This is a genomic window from Mesonia oceanica, from assembly GCF_902499555.1.
GTDB classification, from domain to species: domain Bacteria; phylum Bacteroidota; class Bacteroidia; order Flavobacteriales; family Flavobacteriaceae; genus Mesonia; species Mesonia oceanica.
In genome coordinates, this window is record NZ_CABVMM010000008.1 from 78804 (window position 1) to 99331 (window position 20528).

The 20528-nt window shown below is 32.9% G+C and carries 18 protein-coding genes; 15 read left to right on the forward strand and 3 right to left on the reverse strand.

The window, feature by feature from the left end:
• Window positions 1–44: 44 nt before the first annotated feature.
• From FVB9532_RS10840 to FVB9532_RS10850, 3 genes are read right to left on the reverse strand one after another with little or no spacing between them, the layout of a single operon-like run.
• A complete protein-coding gene (locus tag FVB9532_RS10840) occupies window positions 45–2894 on the reverse strand; it encodes a M16 family metallopeptidase (RefSeq protein WP_150545195.1) in 2850 nt (949 codons plus the stop codon).
• A 9-nt stretch (window positions 2895–2903) separates the two neighbouring features.
• Window positions 2904–4292: a RagB/SusD family nutrient uptake outer membrane protein gene (locus tag FVB9532_RS10845; protein WP_150545196.1), complete on the reverse strand. Its 1389-nt coding sequence runs from the start codon at window positions 4290–4292 to the stop codon at window positions 2904–2906.
• Between the two features lie 10 nt (window positions 4293–4302).
• Window positions 4303–7296 carry a SusC/RagA family TonB-linked outer membrane protein gene (locus FVB9532_RS10850; RefSeq protein ID WP_150545197.1) on the reverse strand — a complete coding sequence of 998 codons (2994 nt, stop codon included), beginning with the start codon at window positions 7294–7296 and terminating at the stop codon, window positions 4303–4305.
• Between the two features lie 964 nt (window positions 7297–8260).
• On the opposite strand from FVB9532_RS10850, the gene FVB9532_RS10855 reads away from it, so the two are divergent.
• The 15 genes from FVB9532_RS10855 (at window position 8261) to FVB9532_RS10925 (ending at window position 20408) form a co-directional block, all read left to right on the forward strand.
• Window positions 8261–8542: an XRE family transcriptional regulator gene (locus FVB9532_RS10855; RefSeq protein ID WP_150545198.1), complete on the forward strand. Its 282-nt coding sequence runs from the start codon at window positions 8261–8263 to the stop codon at window positions 8540–8542.
• 209 nt (window positions 8543–8751) lie between these two features.
• The gene (locus tag FVB9532_RS10860) at window positions 8752–9135 is read left to right on the forward strand and encodes a hypothetical protein (RefSeq protein ID WP_150545199.1); all 384 of its coding nucleotides are present in this window, start codon (window positions 8752–8754) and stop codon (window positions 9133–9135) included.
• Between the two features lie 29 nt (window positions 9136–9164).
• Window positions 9165–9641, forward strand: coding sequence for a hypothetical protein (locus FVB9532_RS10865; RefSeq protein ID WP_228482298.1), 477 nt, complete (start codon window positions 9165–9167; stop codon window positions 9639–9641).
• A 99-nt stretch (window positions 9642–9740) separates the two neighbouring features.
• On the forward strand, window positions 9741–10568 hold the full coding sequence (locus FVB9532_RS10870; RefSeq protein WP_150545201.1) for a hypothetical protein: 828 nt from the start codon (window positions 9741–9743) through the stop codon (window positions 10566–10568).
• A gap of 61 nt (window positions 10569–10629) precedes the next feature.
• Window positions 10630–11373 (forward strand): hypothetical protein, encoded by a 744-nt coding sequence (locus FVB9532_RS10875; protein ID WP_150545202.1) that lies wholly within the window; start codon window positions 10630–10632, stop codon window positions 11371–11373.
• 282 nt (window positions 11374–11655) lie between these two features.
• A complete protein-coding gene (locus FVB9532_RS10880; RefSeq protein WP_150545203.1) occupies window positions 11656–12762 on the forward strand; it encodes a pentapeptide repeat-containing protein in 1107 nt (368 codons plus the stop codon).
• Between the two features lie 158 nt (window positions 12763–12920).
• A complete protein-coding gene (locus FVB9532_RS10885) occupies window positions 12921–14108 on the forward strand; it encodes a Shedu immune nuclease family protein (RefSeq protein ID WP_150545204.1) in 1188 nt (395 codons plus the stop codon).
• A 167-nt stretch (window positions 14109–14275) separates the two neighbouring features.
• Window positions 14276–14905 (forward strand): hypothetical protein, encoded by a 630-nt coding sequence (locus FVB9532_RS10890; RefSeq protein ID WP_150545205.1) that lies wholly within the window; start codon window positions 14276–14278, stop codon window positions 14903–14905.
• A 179-nt stretch (window positions 14906–15084) separates the two neighbouring features.
• Window positions 15085–15411, forward strand: coding sequence for a hypothetical protein (locus FVB9532_RS10895; protein ID WP_194716536.1), 327 nt, complete (start codon window positions 15085–15087; stop codon window positions 15409–15411).
• Complete coding sequence (locus FVB9532_RS10900) at window positions 15386–16354, forward strand: MvdC/MvdD family ATP grasp protein (RefSeq protein ID WP_150545206.1); 969 nt, start codon at window positions 15386–15388, stop codon at window positions 16352–16354. The genes FVB9532_RS10895 and FVB9532_RS10900 overlap by 26 nt, the downstream gene beginning before the upstream one ends.
• Entirely contained in the window at window positions 16341–17069 is a 729-nt protein-coding gene (locus FVB9532_RS10905; protein ID WP_150545207.1) for a hypothetical protein, read from the forward strand. The genes FVB9532_RS10900 and FVB9532_RS10905 overlap by 14 nt, the downstream gene beginning before the upstream one ends.
• A gap of 241 nt (window positions 17070–17310) precedes the next feature.
• A complete protein-coding gene (locus tag FVB9532_RS10910; RefSeq protein ID WP_150545208.1) occupies window positions 17311–17682 on the forward strand; it encodes a TIR domain-containing protein in 372 nt (123 codons plus the stop codon).
• 13 nt (window positions 17683–17695) lie between these two features.
• On the forward strand, window positions 17696–18145 hold the full coding sequence (locus FVB9532_RS10915; RefSeq protein ID WP_150545209.1) for a TIR domain-containing protein: 450 nt from the start codon (window positions 17696–17698) through the stop codon (window positions 18143–18145).
• A 1-nt stretch (window position 18146) separates the two neighbouring features.
• Window positions 18147–19118 (forward strand): caspase family protein, encoded by a 972-nt coding sequence (locus FVB9532_RS10920; protein ID WP_150545210.1) that lies wholly within the window; start codon window positions 18147–18149, stop codon window positions 19116–19118.
• A gap of 3 nt (window positions 19119–19121) precedes the next feature.
• Window positions 19122–20408, forward strand: a complete 1287-nt coding sequence (locus tag FVB9532_RS10925; RefSeq protein ID WP_150545211.1) for a tetratricopeptide repeat protein — start codon at window positions 19122–19124, stop codon at window positions 20406–20408.
• Window positions 20409–20528: the final 120 nt, after the last annotated feature.

Consider the following 20528-nt stretch of genomic DNA (forward strand, 5'->3'; position numbering starts at 1 on the left):
GGCTTCTATTCCGAGGCTTTATTTTAATCAAAAAATCATTTTTATTACTTCACAACTGAGTTTTTAGAAGGGATCAAAAATTCATATTGATTTTTAGGCTTAAAAACTTCTTTTGCAAGTGCCACGATGTCTTTTAAAGTTGTTTCAGCGATTACCCTATCAATATCTGTTTTAGATATCCAGGGGATCTGGTATCTATAATATTCAAATAATCGTTGTTCCTGTCTATATAGGCTTGAAGAATTAATGTTCTTAACATTGGCTTTGGCATTTTCAAAGTGATTACTACTAATCTTCCCTGTTTGTATGTCTTTTATAATTTTATCGATATCATCTTGAATAGCGGTACTTTCAAATGGTTCACATTCTATTCGCAAATAAGTCATAAAACGGGATAAACTAATGTTGTAATCTGTATTGGCGTGTGGGGAATATATGCCATATCCTTTTTTATACCTAAGATCTAGAAATAACATCTGATCCAAAATCTTGCCCAATACTTCCAGCTGTAACTTCTTTTTCCAAGTAAAAACTTCGGGCTTGGGACTTAGAAAATATAATTCATAATTATCACTTTGCATTGGATAACCTAGGTTTAGTTTTTTGTAAAGAGGGCCACCAATTAATAATGAAGGTGCACTAATTTTTCTCTTTTTCAATATCTCCTCCTTATTATTCGGAAGGTTTCCTAAGTATTTCTGTATATCGGGCAATAGCTTCTCTATAGAATAATTTCCGTATAGGATAAAAGTAAAATCTTCGGTATTGCCAAAGATTTTTTGATAGGAAGTATAGGTTTTCTTCAAATCTATGGTGGATAATCCTTGGTATTGAAAAGTTCCCATATTTATAAAACTACTATCCTTTAAAATGGTTTTAATTTTATTCTTCATATCTATATTACCTAATCCATAAGGAGGATTACTGTATTCTTTTCGTTTCCATTCTTTCCAATCTTCAAATGCCAACTTATTTTTTCTCGGTTGGGTGGTATAGAGGTAAACCATCTGTAAAAGATTATTAAAGGAATGAAGCTTAGCATATCCCGTAAAGCCTGACTCCCCATAGTTAATGTAGGAATGAAGATTGATGGCATCTTCCGACTGGGAAAGATATCGGTTTACCTGAAACTTATCAAAGCTGCCCACTCCCGAATTTTCAATAATAAACGGAGCGTTAATGACCGAATGATAATCTTCCTTTGGAAAATTGGCCGCTCCGTAAGGTACAAATCCGTGTAGCGTAATATTGGGATTTTGTACCGGAGCAATACTACTGTCCTGTAAAAAGATAATTTTCACACCATTTTCCAGCGTTAACTCTTTTGTTCCCATTTTAGTAGAAGAATACACCAACTTTTTATTGGAGATATTTTTATCAAGATGACTACCATCCATCAAATGTTCAGGGATTTTTGGGGGGTTATAGGGGGCAATCTCGCTTGTCCAGAATTGTTTAATCCACGAGCGTACTTCTTTTTCTTTAAGCTTAAATGCCTTTTGATTTGTACGAGCAATAATTCCAATATCTTCCGGCATTTCCCGAATCAACTCTTCCAAGTAGCTATTGAATTCTGATCGCGATAAATGCTGCCACCATTCATTGAGCTTCTCTATTTTATCATCAGGCAATACTTCTCCATAAACATCATACTTTATAATTTCTTCCACCCAATACCTCGTATGCTTAGCTTTATTCTTGTGTATATCATTTTTTTCAGTTTTCCATTCTTTTTCCGTAACACCATATTTTTTTAATTGATGTACCAATTCAAAAAAACGTTGCAGGGCTAATTGTTCATAGCCTGGTGTTACGGATATCTGACTCGTTAGAAAAAACGGGTTTTCTTTATACTTCATCCAAAAATTAAACTTGGGGCAATAGATGGATTGCTCTTCTTTAAATCGCTTATTGAGGATAGCGCTTATGGTTTCGAAAAGTATTCTCCTCTTCAGCCCTTTTAAATTCTGGATTTCTTTATACATAAGGGAATCCCGATAATCAAGATGAATTTCGACTTCCTGAGATAATTCTTCTTCCGGTTGACTGGATGGTCTTTCCACTTTATAGAATTGTGGTTCCTGTTCGTAATAAAGGACATCACAATTTATTTTACGAATTGGTGTTGAAGGCTTAGGAAGGTCTGAAAAGAGCTGATGGATTTCTTTTTTTATTAATTCTAAATTCGGGATATCTCCAATCACGCTTACCGCTGCTAAATCCGGACGATACCATTTTTTATAAAATTGCCTAACTACTTGTGGTGGAAAATTTGCGTTATCTTCCAAAAAAAATTCTTGTGATTTTTTACAGGAATTACGTTTTGCATCGATTTGGCTCTTTACGATGCGATTGCTAAGGTCATTCCCGGCACGATGTAAAAATTCCTGCCGTAATGTTGTTCGTTCTATGTTTATATCTTCCGTAGTTAACAATAATCCATTTAGAATATCTTTAAACCAAAGTAGGCCATTATGCAATGCTCGTTGGCTCTCACTTGGGATACTTATGGTATAATGTGTAAAATGGTAAGCGGTCCCCGCCATAGCATCGTTTTTCTTGATGCCTAAGCCTGCTAGTTTTTTATTATCCCTGAGGCCTTCAGGAAAATGAACACTAGACCTGAAAGCCAAATGTTCAACCGCGTGTGAAATATCCTGTTGGTCAGAAGCTTCTTCATTAAAGCCGACACGTAGCCATAGGTTTAAAGAAATAGTACTCGTTCCTCTAATGGGTTTTAGGTAATAGTTTAAGCCATTAGTCAATTGATTGCTGTAAACCGCAGACGTAAGCGTAGAATCTTCTTTTTTTAAATTTTCCGGCTCCCGTGCATTAAGGTTGTTTGCCCCTGCCAGTAAGATATAAACTAGTAGGTAATATAAATAGTTCATCATTTGTGAGTTTTAATATCCCGGGTTTTGCCCCAGATTAGGATTTTTGATTCGTTCTTGTTCAGGAATGGGAAATCGTATATCGGTAGATTCCCAATTAGCATTATTAGCTCCCAGTATCGTAGAAGCTTTGTTGAAGCGGATAAGATCAAACCAACGATGTCCCCATTCCGTAAAAAGTTCACGCTGTCGCTCTTCCATTAAAAGATCGATAAGCTCTTCTTCTGTAATATTGGAGTTACTATTTATTAAATCGATACTGGCTCTTGAGCGGATATGGTTGATATCAGCAATCGCCCCGGAAATGTTTTGACTTTTAACGTGGGCTTCTGCACGGATAAAATATTGTTCAGCCAATCGTAGTACCATCGAATATTCGGTGATGTTATTTGAACTATTGGAATCTTTATATTTAAAAGGATAGTAAGCTTCCCGTTCCTCATCATATCCTATCCAGTGAATATAGCGAAGGTCATTTGTTGTAAAGTTTTCAGGAACATTATCGGTAAGAGTAAATACCGGAAAACTGGAAATAAACAGGTAGCCTTCATTGGTGTTTGATGTTGCAGAACCTCGTCCGGCAGGGGATAGTTGCCAAATTGCTTCTGTACTATTTTTAAGAAATACTGCATCTAAATCTGAAAGTAGGGAGTAAATTTCCGATTGGTTAATCACCTGAGTACTGTAATACTCAGCTTGTTCCCAATTTTCTAAATAGATGTGTACTCTTGCCAGGAATGCCATTGCTACATATTTATTCACATAAATGCGCTCGCCATCCCGGTATTCTTCCGGTAAAACTTCCACAGCCAACTGTAAATCAAGTAATACCTGATCATAAATATCAGCTATCGGCTCGCGTGTTAATCTGGCATTTTTACGATAATCAGTAGTGAGTGCCAAAGGAACTTCCCCATATAGGTTCACCAAATAGAAATATGTAAAAGCACGAATAAACCTTGCTTCCCCTTCAATCCTCTCTTGAAGGCTTGCTGTGATTTGGGTTGAACTTTCCATTCCTTCCAGTAAAGCATTTACTTGGTAAATAATTTTATAGGCACTGTTCCAAAGGCTTAGGTTGGGAGGATTATTGGGAAGGATTTCATTTTCTTCAAATTCTAAATATTCCAGATCGCTTTGATCATACGCTGTAATTTGGTGAGCACTTAATCCCGCTAATGCAGTTACACTGCTAGCCCCGCCGTTACTGAAATTACCAATTCTAAAGAGTTCGTTATAAATTCCCTGCAAGGCGCTTTCTGCCATTTCATCATTATTAAAAACCTGTTGGTTAACCAGTTTATGAGCAGGAGGATCGACTTCTACAAAGTCTTCACAGGCATAGAGCAGAATGCAAAGACTAAAAATCATTGGACGAGCAAAAATTTTATTGAGGTTCATAATGTTAATTTTAAAAGTTAAGTTGAATACCAAGGCTGTATGTTCTTAGATCGGAAAAACTGGCACCCGTGCCGTTGGTTACTTCAGGATCCATCCCTTGGTAATCGGTAAAAGTGAAGAGGTTTTGGCCGGTGAGAAATAGTTTGGCACCGCGCATTCCTATTTTTTGTAATGGAGCGCTGGGAAGATTATAGTTTAGAGCAAGTGTCTTTAAACGTAAAAAAGAAGCATCGGTATAGCCCAAAGACGAAGCACTGGCATAATTATAAGCTCTTCTGGATTCAGAGGAATTAGAAATGCTTTGATAGGTACTATTATCGGTTAAGGCTTCTGCCACTACCGCACGCGAGTTCCCCAAAGATCCTGTATTAAATAAGGTTAACCTGCCTTCTTGTTTAACGAATTGCCATAAGAACTGAAGGGAGAAATTTTTATAGGTAAATTGGTTTTGAATGCCCCCATAATATTGACGGTTTTGGTTTTGTACCACTACCTGATCTTCATAGTCAAATCGACCATCGCCGTTTATATCGGCAACCTCATAGAAACCCGTTTCGGGATTAATACCTTCATATTGATAGAGTAGGGCAATATTGAGAGGTTCTCCAATACGATACGTATTGGCGTAGGGCGATTCTTCCAGATTGGGATAACTGACCAATTCATTTTCGGGGAAAGTTAGATTAACCGAAGTTCGCCAGCTGAAATCTTTTTTCTGAAAATTAAGGCTGGTAAATTCCAGTTCCCATCCGCGGTTTTCTACCGTGGCCGGAAGGTTGGCCTGTACGCTGTTAAAACCGGTTACCCCTGGCAAGGGCAAACCCACCAGTTGGTTGGAAGAACGGTTACGGTACCAACTGATATTTAAATTTAATCTTTCTTTTAAAAAACCTAATTGAAGCGCGGCTTCCAATTTCTTATTAATTTCCCACGAATAATCAGGATTGGCCAAGGCTACAGGATAGAGTCCTCCCGCTCCCGGAGTAGCTTCGTAAGCATCCAGATAACCATAGTCACCAATTTGATCGTTTCCTGTACTTCCATAACTGGCCCTGAGTTTCCCAAAGGATAGAAAATCAAGATGATCCATAAACCCTTCTTCAGTAAATATCCAGGCTGCACCTATTGCTCCAAAATTGGCAAAGCGTTTTCCCGGCCCAAAGCGTGAAGAACCATCTCTTCTGCCGGTAAGGTTAAGCAGGTATTTATGATCCCAGTTAAGGCCTATACGCGCAAATAGGGCATTGTATTTATAGGTAGTAGACTGTCTTCTACCATCGCTCAGACTTTCTGCGGCTGCAATATTACCAATTAAGGATTCTGATACGTAACCTGTTGCGGTAAACTCAGTAATGCGGCTTTGGTTTTTCTGAAAGGTGCTACCAATAAGGCTTTCTATTTGAAGCTTATTTAGTTGTGTCGTATATTCAAGTTGTGGTTCTACAATCCAAGAATTGCGTTTTTGCAAAAGATGGATAGATTGTGCTTCCAAAAATTCCGAGTACAGCGGATTGTAAGAGCGTTTGGGAATTTTAAATATTTCTTCGCTGTTATAATTAGTATACCCTAAATTGGTTTTTAGGCGAAGCCCTTTCAATAATTCATAGGATAGGGATAAGTTGCTAATTAAATTGGAAGCCTCAATCTTACTGGTATTAAAGTAGCCGTTGAAGGGATTATCTATTCCTGTTTCTATCCACTCTTCCCAATGAAGGCTTCCGTCTTCGTTAAAAATAGCCGGGGCATTGGGCGCTAAACTGAAGATGCTGGAAACAAGGCTTCGGTTACCAACAATTTTATTGTTATCCAAACCGGAATTAATCGCAGTTTGTAACTTGAATTTTTGATCTTTTGAATGATGGCTTACACTAAGCCCTCCGGTAGCTTTTTGGTAGTTAGCATCTCCCGGATATACGGTTCCCTGTTCTTGAAACCCTCCATTTAAGCGATAGCGCGTAGTTTGGTTTCCTCCGGTGACGGTAAGATTAAGATTGGTAACTGCTGCATTACCTCCTAAAATTTCTTCCTGCCAATCGGTATCCCGCTCCTGATCCCATACTAAAAGATCGTAAGCGTTAAACTGGGTAGGTTCTGTACCATCATTTTCAAAAGCCCGTCTCCTAATTTGAAGGTATTGTTCGGTATGTAATAAATCAATTCGGTTAGGTACTTCAGAAAATCCAGAATAAACTTGTACCTGAACTTCTGTCTTTTCAGATTGTCCTTGTTTGGTGGTTATAAGAATGACGCCGTTGGCTCCTCTAGAACCGTAGATAGCCGTGGCATCGGCATCTTTTAAGACTTCTATACTTTCTATATTAGAAACATTTAAGGTGCTTAAGGGGTCTATGCCTGTAAAGCTGAGGTTACTATTGCTCTCTAGGGGCGAAGAATTAAGGGGCATTCCGTCAATAATATACAAGGGGTAATTCCCTTCTGCCCGTAAACTGTTTTGTCCGCGAATACGAATGGTAGGGGCGGAACCCGGCAGATCATTACCCGGACTAATTTCTACTCCGGCCATACGTCCTTGCAATGTTTGCAACGGGCTTACCAAAGGTTGTAGTTCGATCTCCTCGGCAGTAACTTTGGCAATATTCCCGGTACGTTCTCGCTCGGTGGTATTATAATAGCCGGCATTGATCACGACTTCAGAAAGCGCATCGGCGTTTTGTTGCAATTGTACATCGCCTTTAAAATTTTGGGTCACGACCAGTATTTTGGTGGTATAGCCGATAAAAGAGTAGGAGAGGGTATCGCCTATACTGGCGTTAATACCGTATTCTCCTTCTAAATTGGTCATCGCTCCCTGGTGGCTGCCTTTAATAAGAATATTTACACCGGGCAAGGGGAGGCCTTGGTGATCGCTTACCGTCCCGGTGATGAGCTGCTGAACTTTATTTTCTTTTGTTTCGGTACGGGCTTGTACCTGTATGAGCCCTAAAAAACAGGACAATAGGAATAGGGGCACTACCCAAGGGCAGCGCTTGTTATTATTTTTCATAATTTTACTGTGGTTTGTGGTTACTTAATAGTTTAGCAAGCCATAGCCTTCCCTGCCGATCCTACTCTAGCGGGAAGGCTTCTTAGCTTGTAGCCTAGTTTAAGACTAATCCAAATGTGTGTGGTTTTGTTTATCCAATCTTATAGCGTTTATTTTTAAGGTTAATATTTCGTCATTCCGGGCCTGACCCGGAATCTCATCCTGATGGGCATCTTTTCAGCATTTTCTTCTCATTCCCCACTCTGGCTTCGATTCATTTTTCTTTTGAAAAATCACTCAGCCGCCGTGATAGTTGAGGTCACTGAGTGATTTCGTAGAAATCGTATCGAAGTGCCCGGTATTATAGCCGTTAGCTTTTCTCGCTTCGAACAGCGCAGCAGGCTAGCATCTATTTTCTAATTTCTAACTTCCCTTCATTGGCATTTTATTTTAATTAATATTCTACTCACTTAAATCGCACCCCATAGAATTCCCCCTTTTGGGGTTAGGGGGAAATTCCCACCCCTCACCACAGCAAAACGTAGGGTTGGCCGTGGTTTCCCGGACTAGCCGAATGGCGTATCCTAATAATTTTTAATTAAAACTTTTCACGGTATTATAACTGTGAAAAATTGCGATTCTAGTTTTAAATAGGAAGCTTGCTAAGAATTTAAGGAAAGAGTATCAACTTATTTTTTGTATAAAAATAGGTGTGGAACTCAACTTTTTGTATAGGAGGCACTGGCGTGTACCCTTACCACAAATAAGTGAGCCCACACCCTTTTAAAGGCGTGAGCATCTGCACTTATCATCTCGTGGTAATTTAAAAACGCCAGTTTTCCTATACGAGATTCAAAGCGATGCTTCTAATATTTTATATTAAGAAGTAATCGCAAATATAACAATACGAACCAAATATAATAAAATTTTATAAAGTAGACCAAGTGGCTTACTTATTTTTTGTGACCTTTTTGGAAATTGTGGTATGGCAGAACTTTCACAAGAAAATATAATCCTTGCAAATAAGATAGCGACTAGAATGAAAAATCTTCGCGAGCAGAAAACTGGTCCCAAAAAAATGGATTTTGTAAGAAAATATAATGTAGAAAAACAAACAATTAATCGGTGGGAAAGTCATATAAAGCTAAATGAAAAGACAGGAGAAAAAAGGGGTAGGGGAATAACTATTTATTCAATAAAGGATTTCTGTAAACTAGTAGGAATAACTCTTACAGAGTTCTTTGATGACGACTTATTTAGAGAGTAGTTAATTTCTTATTTTACGGGAAACCGTAAAGCGTGATGGAGGTTTTTGGGTAATTTTGGGGTATGTTGAAATTGCAATTTTTTAAGAGTATTTAGTTACAACAAATACTTTTAAAATAATTAAAAATCGTTAGTCATTTCTAGAAGAAAAATAAACGTACCGGTACTTTTATCCATATGTTAGCATTCATTGACAAAAATCAATTTTAAATGGAATTAAAAGAATTTATTAAGACTACAATTACTCAAATCTCACAAGGAATAATTGAAGCCCAGGAGGAAATAGATGGAACTGATATGATTGTAAATCCAGCTGGTTTAGCTACAAATTCTAATGGAGATAAGTATTTACGGACAGATGGTTGGAGATATGTACAAAACATTGAAATTAATGTTGGAGTAACTGCAATAGAAAAAGAAGGTGAAAAAGCCGGGATTGGAATTGTTACTGGAATTTTATCTGGTGGCGCACAAGCAACATCTGATAATTCGAATCAAACTGTAAGTACAATAAAGTTTGATATTCCTGTAGCATTACCTTCAAGTCCGACACCTAAAGGACACAAATCAACACGGAAGGTATCTTTGAAATAAAGTGTAAATAAATTTAAAAAAGTATTGATTTGAAAATATCCAGACAATTATCAGGAATAGCAGGAGAGTATTATGTTGCGGCTGAATTATCAAGAAGGGGATACTTAGCGGCAATCACTTTAAGAAATTCAGATGGAGTGGATATTTTAGTAAGTAATACTTATGGTGATAAGTTATTCTCAATTCAAGTTAAAAGTACTCAAAATAAACGAAAATGGATTTTAACTAAAAAAGTTGAAAAACAATATTCAGAAAAAAAGTATTATATATTTGTAAATATTCCCATTGACGTAAAAGATTCACCTGAATATTTTATCGTACATTCAAAAGTCTTAGCTAAACACATTTTTAATGGTCATAGAAGCTGGCTGTCAAAACCTGGAAAAAACGGTAAAATTAGAAATGATTCAAACGTAAGGCAATTTGATCCGAAATACTTCCAATCAAATGAATTATTGAATTGGAATGAACTTATAGACAAAATTGAAGATAAAAACGTTTGCTAATATCAATGCTAGCATAAAAGTTAGCAATTTTAGCTATCTTAGCTTTCAACCAATCCGCAACTGATTGTTGTATAAGACCGTTACCTACAAGCTGAAAAAATGAAAGTTTCAGATGAAATTATAGCAAAACTCTCAAAATTGAAAATTGATAACTCTATCTCAAGTTATCCTCACATCAAGAACATTATTAAAAATCAGAGGATTCCTGTTGTTTTCAATGAAATAAGGCCGTTCAAAATTATAAGATATAGAAGTCATAACGAAACTAACAAAAATGAATTTTTCAAAAGTTCAGAAGAATTATCCTATCGGACTGATATTTTAAATATCAATAAGCTTGGACGTGCAAACGAATCTGGTCAAGGACTTTTCTATTGTAATGATAATAAAAATCAAAATACAGGTATTACCGAAATTGTATCCGTATTTCGAGGAAATAAAGAAAGCGAAGATGAAGTTTTAACAATTGGCACTTGGGACGTAAAAGAGAATTTAAGATTAGCAATTATTCTTCCGAGCAATGAAACAATTGGTATAAACAAAGAATTTGATGAAATGAAAGAACATTTCAATCAATTTGATAAAAGTCCGGAATTTGAAGATTTGAAAAATTTACTCGAATATTTGGCTAACGAATATACTCTCGATATTGAGAAGCATAATTCAAATTATAAGATTTCTTGTGCGTATTCAATGTACATAAAGGAACGTTTTCCAGAACTTGACGGGATTATGTACGCAAGTGTAAAATCAGAGTATCAAGGAGTTAATATTGTACTTTGGCCAGAAGTCGTTGATGAAAAATTAGAATTTGTTGGTGCTCGAAAATCGGTCTTTAAAAAGGTTAAACATAAGACATTTGTCGAGGAGCAAATAAAAGAAAGTATAGGATATAACCTAGAAAATGACGAAATAAATTGGGAATAAAGCCAGTGGGTAACAGCGTATCCTATGAAAAGCACTAGTCCGGTTCTATAAAAATAATAAGATGCTTGAAGAAATTAAGAAGTCAGGAAAACCTTATGTCTTTAGATATAGACCTGACAATGATTTTACCTTAGACGAAATAAAAGAATCATATATTTATTTTCAAAAACGTGAACTGTTAAACGATCCCTTTGATTCTATACCAGATTTAATAGATCTTAAAAATATTGATATAAAGAAATTATTCAATGCTATTGAAGTAAAAGTAGGAAAGCAAAAAATAAACTACATCCAAAAAAGATTAAGCTCAACACAGTTAGAAGAAACCATTAAAGAATCAATTCCTAATTTCATTAATAAACACGGAATAGCTTGTTTTTCAATGCTTCCTGGTATAAATATGCCTTTATTGGCGAATTATGCTAATAATCATAAAGGATTATACCTGCAATATAATATGGATTTAGATCCAAATTTTTTTAAGGGTATTAGACTTATGAACTATCAGGAGGAATTAAAGAAAATTCCAATTGAGCTGCTAGAGAATGAAAACGATATCTTTGAAATTTTTTATCTGAAGCAAGAAAATTGGGCTTATGAAAAGGAATTGAGATTAGTAAAAGAGAACTTTGGGAAATATTCTGTAAATAGAAATGCTTTGAGGAATATTATATGTGGTTATAATTGTTGTGACGAATATATTGATAGTATACTGGAATCTAATAAACAGAATAAACACGTTTCTGTATGGAAAATGGAAAAGCCTAAAGAACATAACAGACTGAAATTGGATCTAATAAAGTAAGTCTATTTATCTTCTAAGATTTAATTTTTGTTAAGCCTTACTTTAATAATTTCCATCCTATAAACAATATGAATAGCTACAACCACATTAAGTGGTTGTAGCTATTCATATTTGTATATTTTTTGATAGGTTGAAGAGCTTCCTGGAAGTATTTTAAGGGAAACCGTAATTCTACCTTAAATTATTTAGATATATTTAAAGTGTTGATAACCGGGAATCAATAACGATACAAACTTATATTTAAGTGGATATAATGCGTTGTGGTTAATTTTTAAGAAAATTATGAGTGAACATTTTGACTTTCTTCTAAAATGCAATGAAGATGCAGAATATGGTTTTGTAAAATGGAATAAATGGCGTAAAAACAATAACATTACAATGCCAGAATTACAAAACTCTAATCTTTCAAATATATCATTACTTAGATATAATTTAGATGGTGCCAATCTAAAAGGGTCAGATTTAAGTAACGCAAATTTGATCAATTGTGATCTAATAGATACAAATCTTAATCAGACAAAATTAGTTAATACAAATTGTGCATTTTCCAACTTCACAAAAGCAACATTTATTGATTGTAATTTAGAGTCTTCTCAAATGGCATTAGCAAATTTAATTGAAACTGTTTGCATAAGAGCAAGCTTTAAGAATGCTAGTTTCACTCATACTCTTTTGTCTGGTTCAGATTTGAGAAATACAGATTTTACCGGAGCGAAAATCATAATGTCAAATTTGGTTAAATGTAACCTTGAAAAAGCAAGGTTTGAAAATTGTTATCTTTCTGGCTCAAATTTAACAAGCTCAAACCTTAATAAATCGGTAATTAGAAATACTGTAATCTTTGGTACTTCCGTTTGGAATGTAACCACAGACGAAAGTATTCAAGAAAATCTTACGATTACTAATGATCAGGATGATTCTGTAATAACCTTAGACGATTTAGAAATTGCAAATTTTATTTATTTAATAAGTAATAACGATAAAATCTCCAGTGCAATTGATAAAATTTCCAGTAAAGTAATTTTAATTTTAGGACGATTTACACCAGAAAGATTGGAAATTTTGAATCACATAAAAAATATTCTAAAGACAAGAAATTTGGTTCCCGTACTTTTTGATTTTTCGAAACCAAAAAGTAGAGACTTGACTGAAACAATTGGGTTGATTGGCAGAATGTCCAAGTTCATAATAGCAGATCTAACTGATGCTAAAAGTATTCCTCAAGAACTCAGTGAGCTAATTCCACATAATCCTTCCATAACGATTCAACCAATTTTATTGAAAGGAGATCGAGAATATTCTATGTTCGAACATTGGCAAAAATATTCTTGGGTCAAACAAATTTTTGAATACAAGGGTAAAGATGATCTAAACAAACTTTTCAAATAAATACTAACCACAACAACTGTTCATCGCCAATAGGCGGCAACTTTAGTAAGAAAATAATTAACTTGATTAACGAACATATACTAAGCCGACAAATCTGTGTCCCTTACTCCGCCAACTGGCAATAACTGGAACTGTTGGTATAATCTAAAAATGAGAATTTGACTACAATTCAAAAAAATGAAAAGAAATTAATTTTGAAATATGTATCCGACTATGCTCCTGCTGATTGGATGAAAGACAATTTAGAAAACGAAGAAGAATTTACTTTTAAATCTGTTTTCAACCTTCATAAAGAAATACTTGAAAAACATATTTCCGAAGAAGATATAGATGAAGATGAATTTCAATTTGTTATTGGCAAGCTTGAAGATGGCTATTACAAAATAGATAAAGATGTTTTGGGCTTAGAGAATGACTTCTACTTCTTTAAAGATTTAGATATAACTTTAGATTATTTTCTTTTTCCGGGACCAATATCGATTTTAAAGAAAATTGATAATAAGATAAAGCAGGCAATTTATATCGGAGGGGATAAAGAGGATATTCTACCTTCAGAAGTGTTTGAAAAACTATTAAAGAATTTCCCGAATTCTTACGAAATAAATTTATACAGAGAAGCTAAAATCACTGCGATTTTGGGAGATTATTTTGCAGAAGTTCCGGATTATGAAGAGAAGTTTAATAATTATATTAATAAGAAGACTGCTGTTCGAAAAAATATCCTTAGAAAGACCTTTAAACAATCTGAAATTGCGAAATATCGAACTTTATTAGAAAAATTGAATTATATGCTGAATAATGATAATAATTATTCAGAAAATCAGTGGCAGGAAGACATACTTCAAATAATACTTCTCCTCTTCCCAAAATATATTGCAGTATTTACCGAAGTCCGTTTCAAAGATATCTATAGCTCCAAATTTCGAAGATTAGATTACGGATTAATTGATTTTAATGGCAATCTAGATTTAATAGAAATAAAAAAGCCATTTGATAAAAATATTGTTTCGAAGATTAAATATAGAGATAATCACGTACCTAATAAAGATTTGTCTGGCGCAATAATGCAAATTGAAAAATATATTTACTATTTAAATAAGCTGGGTAAGAAGGGTGAAAAAAAACTAACTAAGAAATATAAAAAGGATTTGCCAGAAGGATTAACTATAAAAATAGTCAATCCTATCGGAATGATAATAATGGGAAGGGACAAAACAATGGAACCTTCCGAATTAGGAGATTTTGAAATAATAAAAAGAAAATATAAAAACGTAATAGATATTTTCACCTATGACGATTTATTGAGAAGATTAGAAGTAACAATAAAACAGCTAAAGAAAATTTAAACTATTTCCAGAAACGGTAAACGATATACGAGTTAGTAACCTAAAAACAATTGTTCAATATTTTAATGAAAACCGTAATTGAGACCGGGGATTTTTGGTTAGTTTTAATGAGTAAATAAAATAAGTCGTTATTTTTATGTACAAAGCATCTCTCATTTATATAAAATATGGATAAGCCTCATATCATTTTAAATATCCCTGAAGGATTCCCGGAAATTGCTATTGAAAAAATTACCGAGGATATTACAGATGAGAAATTATTATTAAAAGTTAATAAAGTTCCAACTCAACCATTAGCCTCAATAGAGTGGGCTATACCTGGGCTTATTGCTATATTCATCGCTCAAAGTTATTTTGGAGGTTTTTTAAGCGAATTAGGAAAAGATCATTATGATGTTTTAAAAAAATGGATTAAAGAAAATGCTATTCGTAGTAGAACTATTAAAGTAAAGACTTTAACTGCTAGCCGGTCAGTAGAAAAAATAGATAAATCAAATACTCAGTCAAAAGCATTTTCTTTACATTTTAATACTGTTGATGGAAAGAATATAAAATTGTTATTTGACTTAACTTTGGAAGATGAAGTTTGGGAAAATTCTATAGAAAAATTTATGGATTTGATTCGAGAAAATTATACTAATTTTCCAAATGACATATTAAGCTCCAAGCTTAATGATCTTGAAAATGGTAAATCTAATATCTACGGAATAATAAATCCAGATACTAAAGAATGGGAATTTTTTGATATTATAAAGATGGCTCGGAGACAATATGAAATTCGAAAAAAAGATAGGTAGAATAAGTAAGTTTTGTATGAGCCAATAACCAGGCAATTTTGATCTAACCATTCTTTAATATTCGTGTTGTTTTAAGGGGACATACAGTGATGGCAGTTGGCATTTTTAGTTATTTTTAAAATGTATATATTAGATGGATAGAATTATATTTAGTACAAAAATATTTTAAACAAACTTTTATGAAGTCATTACTATTAGATTATTCTGAAATCAGAAAAGGTGAAACCACGAAATATTTCGAATATGACTATAACCAATCATTGAATATTGTGAAAGTAGATGGAAAACAAAAAATTTTAATTGAAACCAATAAGGGTGATATTTCCTTGCTTACGAAAACAAAAGTGAAACAAGAGAGTGATGACAATAACTACAGTATTTTGGAACTTCAAACCAAAACTGAAGTAAAACAAGAGCGAGATGATGAGACAAATACAATTCTAGAACTCCAAACGAAGACTTTGGTTAAGCAGGAAAGGGATGACGAAAGTTTTAGTTATAACTAATAAATCAGATATAACCTCAGATTTCATAATTCGAAATCTAAAAAAAGAAAATCTAAAATTTTATAGATTCAATACGGAGGAATTAACGCACTCTTTAGAATTAACAATAGACTTCACTTCAGATAAATATACAATCTTTGATTCTAACAAGAATGATCTTATCGACTTAACATCGTTTTCGTCGGTTTATTATAGAAGACCAGAATTACCAAAAATTTCTAATGTAGGTTTATCTGATGGAGAATTGAAATTTATACAAAATGAATTGATTTTCAGTTTGGAGGGTACATATAAATTATTAAGAAATGCATATTGGGTTAGTCCTTTATATTCAATTAGAGAAGCTGAGAATAAAATTTATCAATTACATTTAGCAGAATCTTTAGGTTTCAATATTCCAAAAAGTATTATTTCAAATTCTTCAAGCGATATAAGATCATTCTATAAGAAAAATAATCAAGAATGCATTATTAAACCTATAAAATCAGGATTGATTGACGATGGAAAACAATCAAAAGTTGTTTTTACTAATAAGCTTAAAAGCTTACCGAGCTCTGATAAGAAATTAAAAATAAGTCCAAATTTTCTACAATCTGAAATAAAGAAAAAAGGTGATATAAGAGTAATTGCAGTTGGAAGTAAAATTTTCTCAACCTTCATCGATTCTCAGTCAGGTAATTCAACTAAAACAGATTGGAGAAAAGGAGAGATGCCATTAAACCATCATAGAATTGAATTACCCAAAAGTTTGGAAGAGAAATGTATAAATCTGCTTAGAAAATTAAATTTAAGATATGGAGCAATAGATTTTATATTAGATAAATCAGATCAATTTATTTTTTTAGAAATTAATCCTAATGGTCAATGGGCTTGGATAGAAAATCAAACTGGTTATCCAATATCTACAGAAATAGTAAAACTTTTAAAGAATGAAAATTTTTAATCAAGTTCGTGAATTTTTCTGGCCTCTTCTGGAAAAAGAAGAAATCAAACCAAGATCAAGATTAGAAAAAAATGATATTAATGTTGATAATAGGCATCTTGAGGAGACACTTAAGTATGCTATAGAAAATTATAAATCTGAAGAAGAACGCAGGAAGAATATAGAGAGTAAATCTTCATTATTCATTAGTATTATTAGTGTTGTAACGGCTATTATTTTGGGTGTAACAACCGTTTTAATAAAGGTGAACGATTTCAATTTTATCTTACTTATATTGATTTTCATTCTATTTCTCCTATCTGTCTATATGTCGAGAACAATTTGGTTCGCTTTAAAAACATTAGAGAGAAAAGCATATTTTTCTATATCTATAAATGATTTTTTAATTAGTGAAAAAGAAGATGATTATTTTAAAAGATTAATAGTCGAAATATCTAATAAAATCAATCAGAATTCAATAGTTATTAATGAAAAAGTGGATAATATGACTATGGCTCAAGAATATTTTAAAAGGGCAATCATTGTTGTATCAATATATTCATTAATAATATTGATATATTTTGCTTCAAAAACAAGGTTAAGTTATGCTTTACATATTGAAAACATATTAAAATTGTTTAATGCTGTTAGTCTAAGTAGTTGGAATATTTTCCTGATGTATCTCTTTATAATGATATCCTTAATTTTAAGTATTAGGGCACTAAGAAAAAAGTAAAAAATATGCGAATAATTATAAAAATATAGAAGTGTCTTTTATAAAGGTGAGTCCCGAATTGACCAAGCTTTTCTTTTAAAAAGCGAATAGGTTTAGAATATAATTTCTTATTGAAGCGATTTTAGGGGAAACCGTAATTGGTTTAAGAGATTTTTGGTTAGTTTTATAATTAGTATAAACAACAATTATTAAGTTTTTACATAATTTATTAGAAATTAGACCTAAAAGAAAAATTTAAGATATGAGGAATAAAAAAGTAATTTTTATAGCATTTGCCATAGAAGATGAACGTTCAAGAGATTTTTTAAGAGGACAATCTTTAAATACAAATTCACCATTCGAATATATTGATATGTCTGTAAAAGAGGCGTATAGTTCAGACTGGCAAACAAAAGTGAGAACCAGAATTCGTAGATCAGATGGTGTTATTGTTTTAGTAAGTAAAAATTCATTGAACTCAAGCGGTCAGAAATGGGAAATTCAATGTGCTAGAGAAGAAGGGAAACGGATATTAGGGATATATGCTTATAAAGATGATAGAACTAATATTGTTGGTGTAAACACTAAAGTTTGGACTTGGGAGAACATTAGAGTTTTTATTGACAGTTTATAAAACTTTAATATTTATGTGGCCGTTAATTTTGTTATCAGGAGCAGCATTGCTCTTTAATGAATTATTTGAGGATAAGCCTAAATCAAACAAAAGGATTTTTATAAGTTTTGCTATTGAGGATATTGAATATCGAGATCATTTTGTATCACAGGCAAAAAAAGATAATTCGCCCTTTTCATTTTATGATATGTCAGTTAAAACACCTTGGGATAAGCAAATTTGGAAACAGAAATGTAGAAGTAAAATAAAATCTTGTGATGGAGTAATTGTTCTATTAAGTAAGAATACGTATCATTCAAGTGGAACAAGATGGGAAATTAAATGTGCAAAACAAGAAAATATTCCAATAATAGGTATGCATATTAAAAAAAAGGATCAAGGCGCCATTCCTCCAGAGCTAATTGAAGAAGAAATAATAACTTGGACTTGGAAAAATTTAGAAGAAGTCATTAGAAAAATTTAATATGAGAAAAGCTTTAGTCGTAGGAATAAATGATTATCCAAATGCACCTTTGAGGGGATGTATTAACGATGCTTCGGTTTTTGCAAACACAATTGAAGTTAATGGGGATGGATCACCAAATTTTGACGTAAGATTAATAAAAGATGTTGAAACTAAATCTGAATTAAAAGGTAAAATTAGAGAATTGTTTGCGGGTGATTCAGAAACCTCTTTATTTTATTTTTCAGGACACGGTTTTTTTGATGACTTAGGTGGTGGTTTCATTGTTACACCGGATTATAAGCTGAATGATGAAGGAGTTTCTATGGACGAAATTTTGAATATAGCAAATGAATCTAAATCAAAAAATCGCGTAATAATCTTAGATTGTTGTCACTCTGGTTCATTTGGTTCACCTAAAATATCTGGTGGTAAAAATGCACAAATTGGAGAGGGAGTTTCAATTCTAACCGCAAGCAAATCTGATGAAGTTTCTTTAGAAATAAATGGTCACGGAGTATTTACTAATTTACTACTTGATGCATTACAAGGTGGGGCATCTGACTTACGGGGTCATATTACCCCTGGAAGCATATATTCATATATCGATCAAGCTTTAGGTCCTTGGGACCAAAGACCAGTATTTAAAACAAACATTACAAGGTTCACATCATTAAGAACTGTGAATCCGCAAGTTCCTTCCGATGTTTTAAGAAAACTTACAAAGTATTTTGAAACTGCTGAAAGTAAATATGAACTTGACCCTTCGTTTGAGTTTACTAATGATCCACAAATAGATCATAATTATATTGAGCCATATGCTTCAGAAGAAAAAGTTGCAATTTTTAAAGAACTTCAAAAACTTGCGAGCGTAGGATTAATTGTACCCGTAGATGAACAGCATATGTATTTTGCAGCTATGAATTCTAAGTCTTGTAGATTGACAGCATTAGGTTTTCATTATTGGAGACTTGTAAAAGATAAAAGAATTTAAAAATTGAACGAAGACTTACCAAACAAACATAGAAATCACGAAATTGAAAAACTATCAGAAAGGAATTTTACTTCTCTGTTTCCCATCGAATGGATTTCTAATTCGTTTAAAGTTGACTATGGGACAGATTTCAATTGCGAAATTGTAAAAGAAAGAGCAGTAACTGGAATTACATTCTCTGTTCAATTAAAAGGAAAAGAAACAGAAAAAAATAAAAATCATATTTCTGTTTCTAATATTAAACGATCAACAATAAATCGTTGGCTAAATAAACTCGAACCTACTTTATTAATTGTATATATTGTTGATGAGAATGAATCATATTGGAAATGGTTTGAAAATAATACTGTTGATCTCACTTCTAATAATAAGACATATACAATTCAGCTCTCAAGAGAAAACAAATTAAGTACTATTGATTGGAGTTTAATAGAAAGCTATGTAACTAAAATTTTTAACAAACGATATCGTATTTACGATTTTCCAACCAATGAAAAAGCAAATCAAAAGGCTTGGGATTTATATTTTGATGGTGAAATAGAGCAAGCTCTGCCAATATTTAAAAAAATCCTAAGAAAGGATAGTGAAAACGCATTAATTTGGAATGCTTTAGCTATCTGTCAATATGAATTATTTGATTACCAAAAAGCACTTTTAAGTATTAATAGAGCTTTAGAGATAGAAGAAGATAATAAAGACATCAATTTGACTAAAGCATCAATATTGACTGAACAAGGTGGGGTTGAAAACGACAAAGGCAAAATTGAAAATGCTTTAATTATTTATAGAAAGCTAATTAAAAACAAACACTATTCATCCACGCTTTTTTATAATTATGCTTCGGCATTGACCAAAATTGGAGATTACTCAAATTCAATACCTGAATTTGAAAAAGCCCTTTCTTTAAATCCGAACAAACCACAAATTTGGAATAATTTAGGAAATGCTTATATGAATTTGGGAATTCATAGTTTCGAAATGTTATGTTATGATAAAGCTCTTTTATTAAATCCAAATCAACCGGAGACTCTTTTTAGTAAAGGTTCTTCACTTTTTAGATATTTTGGAAAGGTTGATAAAGGGCTAGAATTAATGCTTAAAGCATCTAAGAAAACTCAGCGGTATGAATATGATTTACCTTATTTGTATTTTTGGATTGCAGAAGCTTATTTAGAGAAGGGTAACTTTAAGGAAGCAATAAACTGGAATAAAAAGGGGCTGAATATTTTTTCGACTGATAAATATTTATTGCACCAACATAGTAGAATTAAATCGAAAAACTTGGACTAATAATAGAAACCATTTTAAAAGCTAAAAATTTCATATATAAAATAACTAAGCTGCTTGCAGCGTTTTTTTAAACTGGCGTATTTAGCTATTTGATAAATAATATTTTCATATATATTTTAA

Excerpts from the sequence above, each read along its gene's own strand:
- FVB9532_RS10845 (WP_150545196.1), bottom strand. The coding sequence starts at position 4,292 with ATGAACCTCAATAAAATTTTTGCTCGTCCAATGATTTTTAGTCTTTGC.
- FVB9532_RS10880 (WP_150545203.1), top strand. The coding sequence starts at position 11,656 with ATGAGTGAACATTTTGACTTTCTTCTAAAATGCAATGAAGATGCAGAA.
- FVB9532_RS10860 (WP_150545199.1), top strand. The coding sequence starts at position 8,752 with ATGGAATTAAAAGAATTTATTAAGACTACAATTACTCAAATCTCACAA.
- FVB9532_RS10850 (WP_150545197.1), bottom strand. The coding sequence starts at position 7,296 with ATGAAAAATAATAACAAGCGCTGCCCTTGGGTAGTGCCCCTATTCCTA.
- FVB9532_RS10890 (WP_150545205.1), top strand. The coding sequence starts at position 14,276 with ATGGATAAGCCTCATATCATTTTAAATATCCCTGAAGGATTCCCGGAA.
- FVB9532_RS10900 (WP_150545206.1), top strand. The coding sequence starts at position 15,386 with ATGACGAAAGTTTTAGTTATAACTAATAAATCAGATATAACCTCAGAT.
- FVB9532_RS10920 (WP_150545210.1), top strand. The coding sequence starts at position 18,147 with ATGAGAAAAGCTTTAGTCGTAGGAATAAATGATTATCCAAATGCACCT.
- FVB9532_RS10870 (WP_150545201.1), top strand. The coding sequence starts at position 9,741 with ATGAAAGTTTCAGATGAAATTATAGCAAAACTCTCAAAATTGAAAATT.
- FVB9532_RS10840 (WP_150545195.1), bottom strand. The coding sequence starts at position 2,894 with ATGATGAACTATTTATATTACCTACTAGTTTATATCTTACTGGCAGGG.
- FVB9532_RS10905 (WP_150545207.1), top strand. The coding sequence starts at position 16,341 with ATGAAAATTTTTAATCAAGTTCGTGAATTTTTCTGGCCTCTTCTGGAA.
- FVB9532_RS10875 (WP_150545202.1), top strand. The coding sequence starts at position 10,630 with ATGCTTGAAGAAATTAAGAAGTCAGGAAAACCTTATGTCTTTAGATAT.
- FVB9532_RS10855 (WP_150545198.1), top strand. The coding sequence starts at position 8,261 with ATGGCAGAACTTTCACAAGAAAATATAATCCTTGCAAATAAGATAGCG.
- FVB9532_RS10915 (WP_150545209.1), top strand. The coding sequence starts at position 17,696 with ATGTGGCCGTTAATTTTGTTATCAGGAGCAGCATTGCTCTTTAATGAA.
- FVB9532_RS10910 (WP_150545208.1), top strand. The coding sequence starts at position 17,311 with ATGAGGAATAAAAAAGTAATTTTTATAGCATTTGCCATAGAAGATGAA.
- FVB9532_RS10895 (WP_194716536.1), top strand. The coding sequence starts at position 15,085 with ATGAAGTCATTACTATTAGATTATTCTGAAATCAGAAAAGGTGAAACC.